This is a genomic window from Acinetobacter thutiue (assembly GCF_030385805.1).
GTDB lineage: Bacteria > Pseudomonadota > Gammaproteobacteria > Pseudomonadales > Moraxellaceae > Acinetobacter > Acinetobacter corruptisaponis.
Genome location: NZ_JAUDZE010000006.1, coordinates 64125 through 80517 on the forward strand (window position 1 = coordinate 64125; position 16393 = coordinate 80517).

Annotated in this window: 11 protein-coding genes; 8 read left to right on the plus strand and 3 right to left on the minus strand. The window is 44.4% G+C overall.

The genetic code is table 11. The features are described 5' to 3' along the window. The first annotated feature begins 489 nt into the window (after nucleotides 1–489). Complete coding sequence (locus tag QTA56_RS12750) at nucleotides 490–1644, plus strand: pyridoxal phosphate-dependent aminotransferase (RefSeq protein WP_267981317.1); 1155 nt, start codon at nucleotides 490–492, stop codon at nucleotides 1642–1644. 96 nt (nucleotides 1645–1740) lie between these two features. After that, on the plus strand, nucleotides 1741–3108 hold the full coding sequence (locus tag QTA56_RS12755) for an MATE family efflux transporter (protein ID WP_267981318.1): 1368 nt from the start codon (nucleotides 1741–1743) through the stop codon (nucleotides 3106–3108). 58 nt (nucleotides 3109–3166) lie between these two features. Here QTA56_RS12755 and QTA56_RS12760 read toward each other — a convergent pair whose 3' ends face one another. From QTA56_RS12760 to QTA56_RS12770, 3 genes are all read right to left on the minus strand, one after another. Beyond that, nucleotides 3167–7090 (minus strand): YadA-like family protein, encoded by a 3924-nt coding sequence (locus tag QTA56_RS12760; protein ID WP_267981319.1) that lies wholly within the window; start codon nucleotides 7088–7090, stop codon nucleotides 3167–3169. Nucleotides 7091–7203: 113 nt separating this feature from the next. After that, the gene (locus QTA56_RS12765; RefSeq protein WP_267981320.1) at nucleotides 7204–8295 is read right to left on the minus strand and encodes a helix-turn-helix transcriptional regulator; all 1092 of its coding nucleotides are present in this window, start codon (nucleotides 8293–8295) and stop codon (nucleotides 7204–7206) included. 159 nt (nucleotides 8296–8454) lie between these two features. After that, a complete protein-coding gene (locus QTA56_RS12770; protein ID WP_267981321.1) occupies nucleotides 8455–9282 on the minus strand; it encodes an SDR family NAD(P)-dependent oxidoreductase in 828 nt (275 codons plus the stop codon). A gap of 316 nt (nucleotides 9283–9598) precedes the next feature. On the opposite strand from QTA56_RS12770, the gene QTA56_RS12775 reads away from it, so the two are divergent. The 6 genes from QTA56_RS12775 (at nucleotide 9599) to QTA56_RS12800 (ending at nucleotide 16390) form a co-directional block, all read left to right on the plus strand. Then, the gene (locus QTA56_RS12775) at nucleotides 9599–10276 is read left to right on the plus strand and encodes a TetR/AcrR family transcriptional regulator (protein ID WP_267981322.1); all 678 of its coding nucleotides are present in this window, start codon (nucleotides 9599–9601) and stop codon (nucleotides 10274–10276) included. 237 nt (nucleotides 10277–10513) lie between these two features. Then, entirely contained in the window at nucleotides 10514–11224 is a 711-nt protein-coding gene (gene phoB / locus QTA56_RS12780) for a phosphate regulon transcriptional regulator PhoB (protein ID WP_004659793.1), read from the plus strand. Nucleotides 11225–11232: 8 nt separating this feature from the next. Next, nucleotides 11233–12591 (plus strand): phosphate regulon sensor histidine kinase PhoR, encoded by a 1359-nt coding sequence (phoR, locus tag QTA56_RS12785; RefSeq protein ID WP_267981323.1) that lies wholly within the window; start codon nucleotides 11233–11235, stop codon nucleotides 12589–12591. Between the two features lie 77 nt (nucleotides 12592–12668). After that, a complete protein-coding gene (locus tag QTA56_RS12790; RefSeq protein ID WP_267981324.1) occupies nucleotides 12669–13844 on the plus strand; it encodes a DNA cytosine methyltransferase in 1176 nt (391 codons plus the stop codon). Beyond that, complete coding sequence (locus QTA56_RS12795) at nucleotides 13831–15180, plus strand: class I SAM-dependent methyltransferase (protein WP_267981325.1); 1350 nt, start codon at nucleotides 13831–13833, stop codon at nucleotides 15178–15180. The genes QTA56_RS12790 and QTA56_RS12795 overlap by 14 nt, the downstream gene beginning before the upstream one ends. After that, nucleotides 15173–16390 carry a hypothetical protein gene (locus QTA56_RS12800; RefSeq protein ID WP_267981326.1) on the plus strand — a complete coding sequence of 406 codons (1218 nt, stop codon included), beginning with the start codon at nucleotides 15173–15175 and terminating at the stop codon, nucleotides 16388–16390. Before QTA56_RS12795 ends, QTA56_RS12800 begins: the two co-directional genes overlap by 8 nt. The last annotated feature ends 3 nt before the right edge of the window (nucleotides 16391–16393 follow it).

The window sequence follows — 16393 nt, forward strand, 5'->3', positions numbered from 1 at the left end:
ATGAAAAACAACAAATTTTTAGACAATTTTCAATAAAAAATGACCAATTCCGTCACTATTGTTTTTATTCAGACACAATTACCCTGTTTTTCCCAACATAAGACACATTTTTCAGTCGATTAACGGCAAAATTCAACATTTACTTAGGGTCTGTTGACATTTCACAGATGCTTGCGACAGTGGACATTTTTTAGACGGTACAAGGCATGTTTTGCGAAATTTAGTTATTCTAAATGAGCGAAACATAACGCAGTAGCGGCAAAAAATGTCCCTGTCCCGCAGGGTTATGGCTAAAACTTCCATAAACTGCGTTATGAAACTTGACAAGGGGGTCGCCATTGCCTGCGTTTCATGCCTTGTTTATGTCGTTTTAGCCGATAACGCAATGCATGGCTGAAATGTCAACAGACCCTAATCACAATAACTTGGTCAGGCATCACCTTTCACTATACAATCACTGCAAAATAAAACGTCAATCAGGTTAAAAAAATGTTGCAGCTTCAGTCAAAACTCCCAAGCCAAGGCGTGACCATTTTTAGCGTGATGACTGAACTTGCACAACGGCTCAATGCCCTGAACCTGTCACAGGGCTTTCCCGATTTCCCAGCACCGCCTGCCCTGATTGAAGCCCTCTGTCAGGCCACCCAGTCGGGATACAATCAATACCCTTCGGGTGATGGTGTACTGGCATTACGTGAGCAACTGGCGCAGCAATTTCTACAACGTGACCAGCTACAGCTTGATCCCGTCACTGAGATCACCATTACCCCAGGTGCAACCATCGCAATTTTCTGTGCCATTCAGGCCTGTATTCATGCAGGTGATGAAGTGATTATTTTTGACCCAAGCTATGACAGCTATTCTCCCGCCGTACAGCTTGCAGGTGGAACATCCATTCATATCAATCTTGAGGCACCGACCTTTCAGGCGGACTGGCAACAGGTTAAAGACCGCATCAATGCCAAAACTCGCATGATCATTGTCAATACACCGCATAACCCAACGGGTGCGATTTGGTCGGAACAGGACTGGCATCAACTGATTGAACTGATTCAGGATAAGAATATTGTGGTGTTGTCTGATGAGGTGTATGAACATCTGGTGTTTGATGGACAGAAACACTACAGCGCGCTACAGTTTCCAGAACTGCGTGAGCGTAGTTATGTGATTGGCTCTTTTGGTAAAAGCTATCATGTGACGGGTTGGAAAACGGGCTATTGCGTTGCCCCACCCAACCTGATGCGCCTGTTCCGTCAGATTTATCAGTTTGCCAACTTCTGCGGCACCACACCTTGCCAGATTGCGCTCGCTGATTATATGCAACAGCGTCCTGAGCATATTCAGGAGCTTCCCGACTTTTATCAGGCGAAACGCGACCTGTTTAATGCCCAGATTGAAAACTCACGTTTTAAATTGATTCCATCGCAAGGTACTTATTTCCAAAGTCTGGACTACAGTGCAATCCGTCCTGACCTGAATGACATTGAAATGTGCCAGTTTTTAGCGGAACAGCATAAAATCGTCGCGATTCCGATTTCGGTATTTTATAAAAATGCACCCGATGATCTACGCCTGATTCGTTTCTGCTTTGCCAAAACCGACCAGACGCTGCAACGTGCAGGCGAAATTCTGGTGCAGTGCTAATCAACAAAAAATAAACTGAACAATCATGACTTCAACCTGACTGATGATGGTATGGTGAAAAATAGATGTTTCAGGATGAAGCATGAAGGAAACTGAATGACACCACACCAACCTCTGGTGATGCAGCCAAACCTCTGGAAAACCTTTTTTGTTTTTCTGGTTCCCTTGATTGCCACCAATATTTTGCAAAACCTGTCGGGTACCATCAATACCATCTTTGTTGGGCAAATGATGGGCGTGGATGCAATTGCCGCCGTTTCGGTGTTCTTTCCAATCCTGTTCTTTCTGCTTGCCTTTGTGATTGGAATCTCGGCGGGAACCACCGTGTTGGTGGGACAGGCATGGGGTGCCCAGAATCTTGAGAAAGTGCGCTGTGTGATTGGTTCAACCCTGTTCATGACCCTGATTGGCGGTAGTGTGATTGCGGTTTTAGGTGTGATGATGGCCGAGCCCATGTTGAAATTGCTGGGTACAGATGCCAAGGTCATGCACCTGTCACTACCCTATGTGCAATGGATGCTGGCAGGTAGCCCGCTGTTATTTGTCTATATTATCTACACCTCAATTCTTCGCGGTGTCGGTGACAGTGTGACACCGCTGATCGCATTGAGCCTAACCAGCCTGATTGGGCTGGCGGTTACGCCTGTGTTGCTGAAAGGCTATTTTGGCTTTCCTGCCCTCGGGATTATTGCGCCAGCCATCGCAACCATTCTGGGCTATGCAGCCGTACTGGTTTTTCTAGGGTTTTACCTCAATTATAAAAACCATCCACTTAAGATTGATCGCCCACTTTTACAGCATATTCGTCATGATGCCACACTGAGCAAACTGATCTTAAAACTGGGAATTCCAACGGGTATCCAGATGGTCACCACCTCTTTGGCAGGCTTGGTGATTATTGGCCTGATCAACCATTACGGCGCACATGCCACCGCGGCTTATGGAGCAGTCAATCAGGTGCTGAACTATATCCAGTTTCCAGCGCTATCCATTTCAATTGCGGCCTCCATTTTTGCCGCACAGGCGATTGGTGCTGGCAAGCCCGATTTACTGGCAAAAGTCACCCGCACCGCTTTAGGCATGAATTTTCTGTTTACAGGCAGCCTGATTGCACTCGCCTATTTATTCTCAAAATATTTAATGGCACTGTTTATTACCGATCACAGCGTGATTGAGCTTGGGCAGCAACTGTTGTTTATTGTGCTGTGGGCAGTTTTATTCTTTGGGGCAAGCGCGATTTTTGCATCAATCATGCGGGCCAGTGGTACGGTGAATGTACCGATGCTGATCAATATTTTGACCATCATCCTGATTGAGGTACCATGCGCGTATGGATTCAGCAAAATTTGGGGCCTGTCAGGCATCTGGATTGCCTATGCACTGTCTTTTGTCTGCCTGTGTATTTTTCAGGCGAGTTACTATCAGTTTGTCTGGAAGAAATCCAAGATTGAGAAGTTGATTTAAACGAACAAGTCTCACTGATCATTTATATTTCTCAGTGAGACTCACCTGTTTAGCCTATTTATTTCCAGTTCCAGCCCACACCAATACTACCGCCAAAGTCACCTTGGGTATTGGTGGTTCCTGCGGCCTTATAACTGAATTTATTATTGTCCGTTACGCCACTGACACCAATGGCAACCGCCTGTTCGCCATTCCAGCCACCCACTGCGGCACTGACCATGCTGTTTCCAGCCTGTATTGGCTGCGGCAGCCCCGCAACAGCCAGACTTGAAGCAATTGCTGCATAGGTATCCTGTTTAAACTCCTTAAAGTTCTGGTTTAACTGATCAATACGGCTGTCAGTATAACGCTGCGCACTTTGTAAGGTACTGGCATTGCCCTGATCGGTATAGCTTTTTGCCTGAGTTAAAGTGTGTTGGTCGGCATTTTGCATTTGCCGTAAATTCACCGCATCTGTGGCTTGGGTCGCATCTGCAACATGAATGATTTGACGTTCTTTATTGGTCGCACCGACTGAAACCGTATTGTCACGATTTGAACTCGAATCATTGCCCAAAACCACAGCATTTTTTGCTGCTGTATTCACATTATTTCCGACCACAAAAGTATTATCGCCTGAAACGGTATTGTTATTGCCCAAACTATAGCTATTATTGCCTGCCACAGTGCTTGGGTCACCAATCGCACCTGAGTGATCACCTGTGACAGTATTGCCCACGCCAATGCTGATGGATTGTTGACCTTGTGCTTTTGCTCCTGCACCAAGGGCAATGGCATCTTCGCCAGTGGCTTGTGGTTTGTCCTGTGTTTTTGCAGTGTTGGACTGAATCGCAAGATAAGGGTTGGTTTGGCTATCCAACCATTGTTGTTCTGTTCCAGCAAAACCATTTTTTATTGCAATTTCAAAGGTACTTAATCCCTGATCACCTTTTAAGCCTTGTAACCCCTGATCACCTTTATCTCCTTTTGCACCATCTTTGCCATTTAAACCATCCAAGCCATTTTTACCGTCCTGCCCATCTTTACCGTTTAAGCCTGCTATTCCTTGATCACCCTTATCGCCTTGATCTCCTTTTAAGCCTTGTAACCCCTGATCACCTTTATCTCCTTTTGCACCATCTTTGCCATTTAAACCATCCAAGCCATTTTTACCATCCTGCCCATCTTTACCGTTTAATCCTGCTAGTCCTTGATCGCCCTTGTCGCCTTTATCCCCTTTTAAGCCTTGCAACCCTTGTTCGCCCTTGTCACCCTGATCGCCTTTTAAACCCTGTAAGCCTTGTTCGCCCTTGTCGCCTTTATCCCCTTTTAAACCCTGCAACCCTTGTTCACCTTTATCGCCCTGATCCCCTTTTAAACCCTGCAAACCTTGTTCACCTTTATCGCCCTGATCGCCTTTTAAACCCTGTAAGCCTTGTTCGCCTTTATCGCCCTGATCTCCTTTTAAACCCTGCAAACCTTGATCGCCCTTGTCGCCTTTATCTCCTTTTAAAGAAGCAAGCCAATCTGTTTCTGACCCTGTAAAGCCATGACCCTGTGCAATTTCATAGGCACTTTTCCCATCTGCACCAGTTCCTCCACTGCCTGCGGGTAAATTATTAATCTGGTTTTGTAAGCCTGTTAATTTGGTATTTACGGCACTTAACGCACTACCCACATTATTATAATTTGAACCTTGAATCACATAAGTTGGTGCTGTCCAAGTACCGCCTGTATAGCTTGCCCCACCGCCCAATGCTGTTGCAAATGGATGGAGCTGGGACAGATTGACCGCATCAGTGTCTTTGCTTGCTTTGGCAAGGTTGGTTAAGCGTTTTTCTGCACCGCTACGTCCGATTGAAATGGTATTTTCTTCATCTGCCAGTGAGTCATAACCTAAAGCGGTTGCGCTATCGGCTGTGGCTTTACTATAACTGCCAAATACCGCACTATTTTCACCCGATACGGTATTGTTAAAACCCACTGTCGCAGCATAAGCACCTGATACAGTATGATTTGTGCCAATGGCTGTACCTGCCACACCAGACACGGTGTTGTTTAAGCCCACAGCCGTTGCACCATTGGCAACCACAACATTATTTCGCCCCAATGTCTGAGCCGATGCGCCTGTCACAATACTTTCATTACCAATGACCGTGCTATTGGCAGCCATGGCAAGATTACCGCCATATTTCAAAGAGGTGAGAAAATTATCTTTTGCCTCAGGTGATAAGCCCGTATCACCCTGTACCGACAATAAGGTATTTTTGGTTAAGCCAGCCAATGTTGTGGTCGTAGTGCTTACAGTAATACCATTAATACTATCAATCGTACCACCTGTACCTGTATAGGTCAGAGTCAGGGTTCGGCCACCACTGGCGGCACCAATTACAGTTGATGACGCACCGAGGGCAGCATTGATACTTCCAGCAGCATAACTATAATCGCCCCATGCAGTATTAAATGAACCTGTTGCGCTGCTGTTATTGGCATTGGCAATATTACCTGTCCCCAATGCACTGGTATTATGTGCCGATGCCGTATTACTGCGCCCTACGGCTGTTGCATAATTTCCTGAAACAGTATTCAAGGAACCCGACGCATGACTATAATCGCCTGATATGGTGTTGCCCTGTCCAAAGGCACTACTCTTAGTCCCTAAAACCTGATTACTACTGCCCACTGCTGTACTCTGCTGCCCTGCCGCAACATTTCCCCCGAATTGCAATGTGGTTAAAAACTGCTGTTTTGCCAGCGCACTCAAGCTGTTATCACCCTGAATGGAAAGAATGGTGGTACCACTTAAATCATTAACATTGGTGACATTTGTTGTCACAGCAACACCATCAATACTGTCAATCGTGCCACCTGTTCCATTTTTGGTGACCACAGGCGTTCGAGGGGTATTGGTTGCACTACCCATAGCAACCGCATTTACACCAATAGCCGCATTACGAAAACCAACTGCAACAGTATTATCTTCTAACGCAGCATTATAGCTGCCGACTGCGCTGGCAAAACCACCTGCGGTATTGTTTGCATAGCCAAGCGCATTACTGTTTACACCCTCGGTTAAATTGCCACGTCCCAAAGCACTGCTATACAACGCACTGGCAGTATTGCTATATCCTACTGCCGATGCTCCCACACCTGATGCGATATTTGACCAACCCAGTGCGCTACTGCTTGAGGCAATCGCTCTGTTTTGATAGCCCAATGCACTACTGGCATAGCCTGCTGCGATATTTTCGCCACCCACAGCCGTGCTATTTTGTCCCAATGCAACTGCTGCGCCTGTTCGCATACTTTTAATTGCATCCTGAATATCATCAGAAGACATCGTCATGCCATTGATTGCACTAATATTGTAAATGGTTGAATCTGCTGCGGTGACAGGAATATCATTAATTGTATTTACGTTTCCATTCTGATCATATTGAATGGTTAAATTATTTACATTGGATGCGCCACCAATTGCAGTTGCCCCCGTCAACTGTGCCAATGTTTGACTACCCACCGCCAGACTATAGTCACCTTTGGCTTTATTCGATGTACCGAAAGCACTGCTATATTGTCCTGCTGCGCTATTAGCATCCCCCACAGCCGTACTTGAAATTTTGGAAGCGGTATTATAAAACCCGATTGCCGTGCTACTTTGACCCATTGCATGATTAGAAAAACTACCTACTGCTGTACTATAAGTACCTGATGCCCGAGCTTCCGAACCACATGCCAACGAAAACCCACCCTCTGCGGTAGGGTTGCTAAAAGGTGCTGGAGTTAAGTCACAGATTGAACCTGCCCATGCTTGCCCACCGAGCATTGCCAGTAGCAAAGGCGTTAAACGAAAGAGATAAATCTGATCACAAGGTGTAGCAGTTGATTGTGCTGGTCTTGCGGATGTGCTTTGACTGATCGCCCGTTTTGCCATTTCGGACACCACCACCATTTGCCCAAGTGATTTATTCCAGATAATTTTAAAGATGCGGTTCATAATACTCATTTTCCTATCATAATAAGCATTATTTAATCGCTAAAATTTCTGGCTGTATGTCCTCTAAATGAATGACAAAAACCAAGAAAAGCTCAAAAAATGTTTTCTTGGTCAGGTGTTGCCTAATGTAAAATTTGCGCCAACAATGCCAAGAGCTGGCTTTGCTGGTTGGTCTGTGTTTTTCTAAAAATTCGGTTTAAATAAGTGCGTGCCGTGGTAATACTAATGTTTTCCAATTCAGCGGCCTCGGATAAAGCATAGCCACGTAATAAATAAGTCGTGATCACTGCTTCCTGTGGACTCAGACCGAATAACGAAATCAATCGCTGTTTGGTCTCACAACCATAGTCAAAACCGACTTTCCGAATCAGTAAAGAAACCGCCTGCACACAACTGATGCCAAAACTTTGCGCATCAGGCAAAACTGAAATAAACACAGACAATAGATTGAGTGGTTCATGTGCGATAGGCAATAAAATTTCCTGTCCTGCTGACAGGCTACCTGATTGTGCAATATTAAAAATGGCTTGTTTTAATTGAACATGACCGATGGATTGTTGAGCTTCCAGTTTTTTATTTTTCACCCACAATGGGCTATTGATGTGATGAATCAAACGTTCAGCAAATGGATTTTGATAGAGAAGCTGGGCATGTTGATCAACAATGATGAACCCAGTCTGCAAGCTGTCCAAACCTTGACTATATTGCTCTAACTTCACTTGCCCTAAACGTTGGTAAATTGCAGAAACATTTTGTAAGGTTGGCAACAAGGCTTCTACCATCGCCAGATCAGAGGACATAAATTTGGATTGCCGCCCACCTCGCGCCAAGGTAAAAATACTTGAGGTTTCTCCCTGCTGAAAGGGCTTGATTTGTAAAACACTATGCGAATCCTGTGGTGCAAGCCATTCATTAAACAAGACACTGCGCTGGAGTTCCTGCTTTGACACAATCATTTCATCGGTTTTGATACTTCCCACAGGTGCTGTCAACATATGACCTGACAACATATCATGTTGCCATAACTCATTATGATACAATTGCTTATAATATGGGTCACATAATCCACTCACTGCCACAAAATTAAAGGCAAAATTGACACCACAACTATTAAATAGTGTATTGAGGCTCGTCATTGCCTGATCCCATTGACGATGATCATAAACAGCCTGAATCAGTTGGTGATTGACTTCTAATAATTGCTGTAGACTCATCTCTATTCCAATATTGTTTTTATTGTCGTTTTTTATTTTAAAACTTAAATCACTTAGCTCATAGTAAAAATCTTATGATTGGTGAGACCATAAAAAATCCCCCTGACAGAACCTGAGTTGCTGTTCAGAGGGAATTATGTTTTGTTGCTACAAACCAACTTACATCATTTTCGTTGCAATCGCTGCAAGACGTTGATAACCCGTTGGGAATAAACGCTGGAATGTATCCACAACACGCGCATCTGTACCGATCAGCAGACGGCGTTTGTCTTTCAATACCGCATTGAGAATTTGACGGGCCGCTTCTTCTGGTGGAGTACGCAGAAACTTGTCAAACTGCTTAATTGACTTGTTCGGGTCCATGCCCAGACTCTTCAGGCTGTCATTCATTTTCGCCGCTTTTGCGATATTGGTACGGATACCACCTGGGTGTACGCAGAGTGAGCTTACGCCACTCTTTTCAATATCAAGCTCCTGACGCAATGATTCAGTAAAGCCACGTACCGCAAACTTGGTTGCGTTATAAGCTGACTGTGTTGGCTGCGAGGTTAGGCCAAAAATACTGGAAATGTTGATGATATGACCATCTTTGGTTTGCTTGATGAATGGCAGGAATTCCTTGGTGCCGTAAACCACGCCCCAGAAGTTGATCCCTACGATCCATTCCAGATCTTCATAGCTTGCACCTTCCACAGTTGAGCCCAAAGCCACACCCGCGTTGTTGAAGATCATATTCACTGAACCATGATCCTGTACCGTTTCCTGCGCCCACTGTTTCACCGCATCACGGTTTGAAACATCAAGCACCTTGGTGGTTACAGTCACTGGATATTGTTTTACCAGCTCAACAGTTTGCGCCAGTCCCTTTTCATTGATGTCACTCAATGACAAATGGCAGCCCTGTTTAGCCAATAAAACTGCGAGTTGCTGCCCAATCCCAGAACCTGCACCTGTGATCGCCGCGACTTTATTTTTAAAGTTTTTCATTGCCTATCCTTTGTATTGCGAATGAGATGCACATAGTTCGCCCCAATCATGCGTTGTCATGTGCAGTTTAAGCTGTAACCAATATAATTTTGACAATACAGGTTGTCAATATAGTACAATGGACCTTTAAGACAAATGGCAATAACCAACACCTTACATGTCATAATAGGCCTATTTACATTTTATGACTGAACATGGTTAAAAGAGACAAGGTGGATTTTCAGAATTTGGTTATGCTAGGTCAGCACAACATTGTTGAAATACAAATAACCATGATCTACATGATTTAAAGACTTTTTAGGGAACGGTTTTCTCAATGGCAACTCAAGATCGATCGACACGCAAGAAAAACATGACTGATAGCAAAGAACGTCAGTTCAAGGGTCTCTCCTTGACTGAGCGCAAGGAAGCACGCCGCGAAAAACTGATTGAGGCAGGCATTGCCATGTATGGCACACAGGGATTCTTCTCCGTGACAGTCAAGGATGTCTGTAATGAAGCCAAGCTGACTGAACGCTATTTCTATGAATCATTTAAGAAAAGTGAGGAACTGTTTCAGACGGTTTTCCTGAAAATGATTGAGAAAATGCAGACCTGCCTGACCCAGGCGGTACTCATGGCTGCGCCTGAACCGAAGAACATGGTCACGGCAGGATTGTCCGCCCTACTCAGCACCATCAAGGATGACCCACGTATGGCACGGATCATTTATATTGATGCCATGCTGGTGCAGGATTTACATAATCAGGCCACCATTCAAGAAACCCTGACCCAGTTTGACCGTATCATTCAGGGCTTCGTGATGATCACCATGCCCAATGCCCCACAGAGTGCCGAAGAAGTGTCTTTAATGGCAACAGGGCTGAATGGCTATGTCACGCATATTATTATCCGTTGGGTTTCCGAGGGTTTCAAGCAGCCGCTGGAGGATGTTTTAGCGGCCTGTTGTGCAGTGTTCCTGTCCTTTATTGAGACCACAGCCAAAAAAAATTAAAATCGTTTTACAGTTTTATGACAGATACAACCCTAAAACTGAGGTAGAGTTAAATAAATGAATTGCATGGCTTTATTGATCGTTTAACTGTCATCATTTGGTCACTGCTCTGCCCCACAACTGTCACAATTTATTGCTAAATTCGACTTTATCAGCTCTTTTGCAATGATATTGTCATAATTAATCTTTGTAATAAGCCTGTCATAACTAAAAAACCATATTTAAGGGTATTGCGCTGTGAAAGATGACTATATTTTAATTGTCGATGATGAGCTACCAATCCGCGAAATGATCCATACCTCTCTGGATATGGCGGGCTTCCAGTGTCTACAGGCTGAAGATGCCAAACAGGCGCACCAGATCATCGTTGATCAGCGTCCCGCACTTATTCTGCTGGACTGGATGCTTCCAGGCGGAGTCAGTGGTGTGGATCTGTGCCGCCGCCTGAAACGCGATGAGAACCTGGCGGAAATTCCCGTGATCATGCTCACCGCCCGTGGTGAGGAAGACCATAAGGTACAGGGTCTCGACGCAGGTGCGGATGACTACATGACCAAGCCATTCTCCACCCGTGAACTGGTGTCACGCATCAAGGCGGTGTTGCGCCGTGCCAATGCGCTCAGCGGTGAAAAGGTGATTGATGCCAATGGCCTGATGCTTGATCCTGTCAGCCAGCGAGTCAGTTTTGGCAACAGTATTTTAGATATGGGGCCAACTGAGTACCGCTTGCTGGCATTCTTTATGACCCATCCTGAACGTGCCTATACCCGTGCCCAATTGCTGGATCAGGTCTGGGGTGGTAATGTCTATATTGAGGACCGTACCATCGATGTGCATATCCGTCGCCTGCGCAAGGTGCTGGAACCATTTGGGGTGGATCGTTTTGTACAGACGGTACGTGGCACAGGCTATCGTTTCTCTACACGCGCTGATTTAGCAGCAGGTTAAAATCCTTTATGTATGAACCCTATCCCGTCCCTGAACTGGCACGTGAACACCAGCGTTTTCGCTACAGCAGTTTATGGACGTTTGCAAAACAGGATTTAAGGCTGCTGCTGTTTTTCTTATTGATTGCAAGCTTGATTGGATTCGGGGTCGGATACTTCTGGAGCTGTGTTTTTATCGCGTTCGTGGTTTTTTTTGCCCTCCAGCTACGCTCGCTTTATCTGGTCAATGACTGGATTTCCAACCGCCCCTACGATGTGCCACCCAACCTGAATGGTATCTGGGGTGCATTGCTGTTCAATGTTTACCGTGCCCAGCGTCAGGAACGTATTGTTCAGGCGGAAATGGTCGGACTGATCGACCGCGCACAATCCTCTCTGGTGGCGTTGGCTGAGGCGGTGGTCTTGATTGATGACCAGCATCAAATTGAATGGTGGAATCCTGCTGCGGAAAAATTACTGGGGATTAGCCCATTGGACCGTGGACGTAACTTGCTGGCGATTTTACGCCAACCCAACTTTATTGAATATTTCAAGCATAGTGATCAGGCACCCGATGGCATTCGTCTACAGGCCAAAATGGATGAAGAACATTATGTACAGGTGAAACTGACCCGTTTTGGGGGTGAAAGTCGGTTGCTGGTCGCCTATGACATTACCCGCATGCACAACCTTGAGCAGATGCGGAAAGACTTTGTCGATAACATCTCACATGAACTACGGACTCCGTTGACCGTACTCAGTGGCTATATCGAAACCTTTACCGATCAGGATGACATTACCCCACGCTGGAAACGTGCCTTTACCCAAATGCAGTCACAAACCAAGCGTATGAATGCCCTGGTCAATGACCTGCTGCTGCTTTCCAATCTGGAAAATAACAAGAAAGTGGCAAAAAATCAGATCATTGACATGCCCAACCTGATGAACCAGCTGTTTGATGATGCCCGTGCCTATAACCTTGATTATGGTCATACCCTGAATCTGGATATTGACAGTCACTGTGACCTGATTGGCTCGGATATGGAAATTGCCAGCGCGTTCAGCAACCTGATTACCAATGCCATTAAATACACACCTAAAGGCGGCATTATCACCATTGGCTGGCATGAAGATGGTGATCACGCCTATTTTACGGTACAGGACACTGGTATTGGCATTAACCCCAAACACCTGCCCCGCCTCACCGAACGTTTCTATCGGGTGGACAGCGCACGTAGCCGCCAGACAGGGGGAACAGGTCTGGGCCTTGCCATTGTCAAGCATGTGCTGATGCAGCATGGTGCACATCTGGAAATCAGCTCGAAAGAAAACGAGGGTTCAACCTTTACTGCGGTTTTTCCGAAAGAACGCCTGTACCGAATGTTGTAAAGTTTAGGTCATCTGCCCTTCCCTCTGCGTTTAAATTTAGCTATTATCCTGTCTAGATTTTTCGCTGTAGACCAAAGATGAAGCCTTATACCTATGTATCCCTGTTCAGTAGCGCTGGCGTGGGATGCTATGGATTTAAACAACAGAATTTCGACTGCGTCCTCACCAATGAGCTGATTGAAAGACGCATGGATGTTCAGAAATGCAATGCAAAATGCGGCAATCCACAAGGCTATCTGTGTGGTGACATTACCCTGCCTGAAATCCAGCAATATGCCCTGAATCATATACAGCAATATAAAAAAGACCATGCACTCAAAGACATTGACGTGGTTATCGCCACGCCACCGTGTCAGGGCATGTCAGTGGCAAACCATAAAAAGGCCGAGAACGAGATTGTCAGGAACTCGCTGGTACTTGAAGCCATTCACATTGTTTCCCTGATCAAGCCGAAAATCTTTGTCTTTGAAAACGTGGCTGCATTTATGAACACCAAGTGTGGTAAAGAAGGGCGAGAACGCAAGATTTCCGAGGCAATTCATGAAGAACTCGCTGCGGACTATGTTTTTGATTCAAGGATTCTCAACTTTAAGGATTATGGCGCACATTCCAGCCGCTCGCGCTGTCTGGTGCTGGGGATCAGGAAAGACCTGTCCCAGCATATAACTGTCTCTCAGCTTTGGCCCTCTCAGGAAACCGCCAAGAGCATGAAAGAGCTGATCTCTGACCTACCCCGTTTAAGTGTCATGGGAGAAATTTCCAGTCACGACATTTACCATAACTTTAAGGCCTATAAACCACATATGCGTGCATGGATCAGCGACTTAAAGCAGGGTGAAAATGCCTTTGACAATGCTGATCCACTGAAACGTCCACATCAGGTCAAGGACGGTGTTATTGTTCCCAACGTGAATAAAAACGGCGATAAATATAGCCGACAACTCTGGGATAAAACCCCGCCCTGCGTGCATACACGGAATGATATATTGGCTAGCCAAAATACCGTGCATCCAGAGGATGACCGCGTGTTTAGTCTCAGGGAACTGATGATTTTTATGAATGTCCCCGCTGGTTTTAAATGGAGCCAGCAGGATGAGACCGTATTGAACCAATTAAGTCTAACTGACAAACAGGCTTACCTGAAAAAGCATGAGGTCAACATTCGGCAAAGTCTGGGAGAGGCTGTTCCAACCATTATCTTTTCAAAGATTGCTAAAAACATTAAAGAGGCTTTAGCAAATGTTGAAGAATAAGGACAGCTACCTCAAGCAGGTGATCAGCAGTCATCGTTTAGAAGTGTTTGAGGAAAACAGGAATTTTATCCTGAACAATCCACTGTCTTTATCTATCCATGACCTATCACGGATTGCGGAACTCACCAACAGCCATCAGGAATCGACCGCTGCCTATTATACCGACCCCATGACGGTATCCACACTCTGCCAGAACCTGCCTGAATTTCATCAAAAAACCATCCGAATACTGGAACCCTCTGTAGGAGTGGGAAATATCCTGCGCGAGGTGATTGCCAAATATAAGGATACGGTTGAATCCATTGAGGTTGATGCGTTTGATATTAACCATCATTCATTGGAAATCTGTGAGATTCTGATGGATAAAACATTTGGTCCCTTAACAAATATCAAGATCAACTATATTCATGATGATTTCCTGCAATACCAATTTCATCAACATTACGACTTAGTGGTGGGCAACCCTCCCTTTATAAAAATCAAGGGAAAATATAAAGAGAGTTTACGCGCAGAATTAAACAATTCTGCTGCTGACAATAGTGCCGCCTTTTTTCTGGATAAGGCCATTGGTTTAGCCCAGCATGTCGCCTTAATCCTGCCTAAATATTTTCTCCATAATATAGATTTCTCAGTTTCCAGAGAGAAAATAAAACAGCTAGCAATCAATAAAATTGTTGATTTTGGAGAAACAGGTTTTAAAGGTGTACTGATTGAAACCATTTGCCTGTTTATTGATACTCAGGCAGTTTCAGAAAATTCCTCTACACAAGTGATTTCTATTCCGAAGAAAATCAATATTCTTCAGAAGCAGGCTGACATTACCCAGCCTACGTTTCCAAACTGGCTGATCTATATTGATGAATCTTTTCAAAAACTGGCTGCCAAAATGCAGTTTGGTATTTTCACTGTCTTTCGGGATCGGCAGATTACCTCCAAAATATTAAAATCCACAGGCGACATTTGGGTGATTAAATCCAAAAATATCCCGAGAACTGGGGAAGCCATTTACCATATTGAGGATGATGCCTTTATTGATCAGGAACATTTATCCAAGCTTGCCGTTGGGCAATATTTAGAGCGGGATGATGTATTTCTGAGTCCAAATATGACCTATTATCCAAGGGTGGTGAAAAAACCTAAAGGCTGTATTGTGAATGGTTCTGTTGCAATTTTCGAGTTAAAGACAGACATCAGCATTTCTGAAGAAGATTTATTATTTTTTGCATCGGCTGAGTTTGAAGCATTCTACCGCATTGCCAGAAATCATAGTACCCGTTCATTGAATATTGATAATATTGCAATATTTTATTTTGGTAAGAGACAGCATCGTGTTTAATGAGAATCATCTGGAACAGTTTCTAAATCAGTCCAACTATGATATCAGGCTACCGAATAATGCCAGATGGATCGATCAGAAATGTACGCCAGATGTGGTTTGTATTATTGCCGACTGTATTCTGAACTATATTGAATCCAGCCAGAAATCCACTTTTCTAACCAAGGAAATCTGGAATTCAGACTATGCCAAAGAAATTTCGGATATTTTCTCAAAGCCAGATGTCACCAGTTCAAGTGCGCAAAATGAATACGATAAATTCTTTCAGCAACCTATGGAGCTTCTCAGTTACTCAGGGCTGCTATTAAAACAAAAACAGGGAAACCAGAATTTATATACTGTCCAGAATATTGAGTTATTAGAATATATCGCCCGTAGGGAAAGAAACTGCCTCAACTTTTTAACCCACTACATAACAAAAGTCCTGAAAGACAGTGGCATATATACCCATTTTGAAAGTTTCTTCAGCACACCAAATGCCAATACCTTTTCACAGCTCAAAGGTCAGTTTGAATCATTTATGATTCAACATACAGCGATTAATACTGAGATTGAATGTAGACGTATTTTTACCAAGGTACTCAATCCTTTATCTTTTACCCTAAAAAACTACGGTACAGAAAGAGGACGTTTATCCCCACAAAAGATCACCTATGACCAGTTGATGTACAACCGTTTAAACTTTAGGGACTTATATAGCAACAAACCTAAAGATGTCACCCGAAATGAATATGAACCCACAGTCCCTGAAAAACTAAAGCTGGAAAAATTCTGGAAATATAATTCCAGCAAAGCCAAAAAGTTACTCAGAGCATTTAATGATGAGTTTCGAAACCGTATTTCAGAACATGAGGACGATTTGGCAAACTGTGAGGCAACCCATATTCACCATATCTTTCCTGAAGCTATTTATCCCGCTATTTCTGGAACCGTTGAAAACCTCATCGCCTTGACCCCATCCCAACATTTAAATCGGGCGCATCCACTCGGTAAAACACAGGAAATTAATAAGGAATACCAATACCTATTGCTCATCTCTAAAATGAAAAGTATTGAAGCCAATTTAAGTCAGTCTACGATTCCACAAATTTATGATTTCAACCAATTCAGGGAGGTTTTGGCTGTGGGCTTAGATCAACCACAGATTCATGAGATTGCAGACCTCGATTTTTCTTCGATGACAAAAGCGATAGAGCATTACTTTCAATAAAAG

Excerpts from the sequence above, each read along its gene's own strand:
- QTA56_RS12755 (WP_267981318.1), top strand. The coding sequence starts at position 1,741 with ATGACACCACACCAACCTCTGGTGATGCAGCCAAACCTCTGGAAAACC.
- QTA56_RS12750 (WP_267981317.1), top strand. The coding sequence starts at position 490 with ATGTTGCAGCTTCAGTCAAAACTCCCAAGCCAAGGCGTGACCATTTTT.
- QTA56_RS12765 (WP_267981320.1), bottom strand. The coding sequence starts at position 8,295 with ATGAGTCTACAGCAATTATTAGAAGTCAATCACCAACTGATTCAGGCT.
- phoR (WP_267981323.1), top strand. The coding sequence starts at position 11,233 with ATGTATGAACCCTATCCCGTCCCTGAACTGGCACGTGAACACCAGCGT.
- QTA56_RS12760 (WP_267981319.1), bottom strand. The coding sequence starts at position 7,090 with ATGAGTATTATGAACCGCATCTTTAAAATTATCTGGAATAAATCACTT.
- QTA56_RS12795 (WP_267981325.1), top strand. The coding sequence starts at position 13,831 with ATGTTGAAGAATAAGGACAGCTACCTCAAGCAGGTGATCAGCAGTCAT.
- QTA56_RS12790 (WP_267981324.1), top strand. The coding sequence starts at position 12,669 with ATGAAGCCTTATACCTATGTATCCCTGTTCAGTAGCGCTGGCGTGGGA.
- QTA56_RS12770 (WP_267981321.1), bottom strand. The coding sequence starts at position 9,282 with ATGAAAAACTTTAAAAATAAAGTCGCGGCGATCACAGGTGCAGGTTCT.
- QTA56_RS12775 (WP_267981322.1), top strand. The coding sequence starts at position 9,599 with ATGGCAACTCAAGATCGATCGACACGCAAGAAAAACATGACTGATAGC.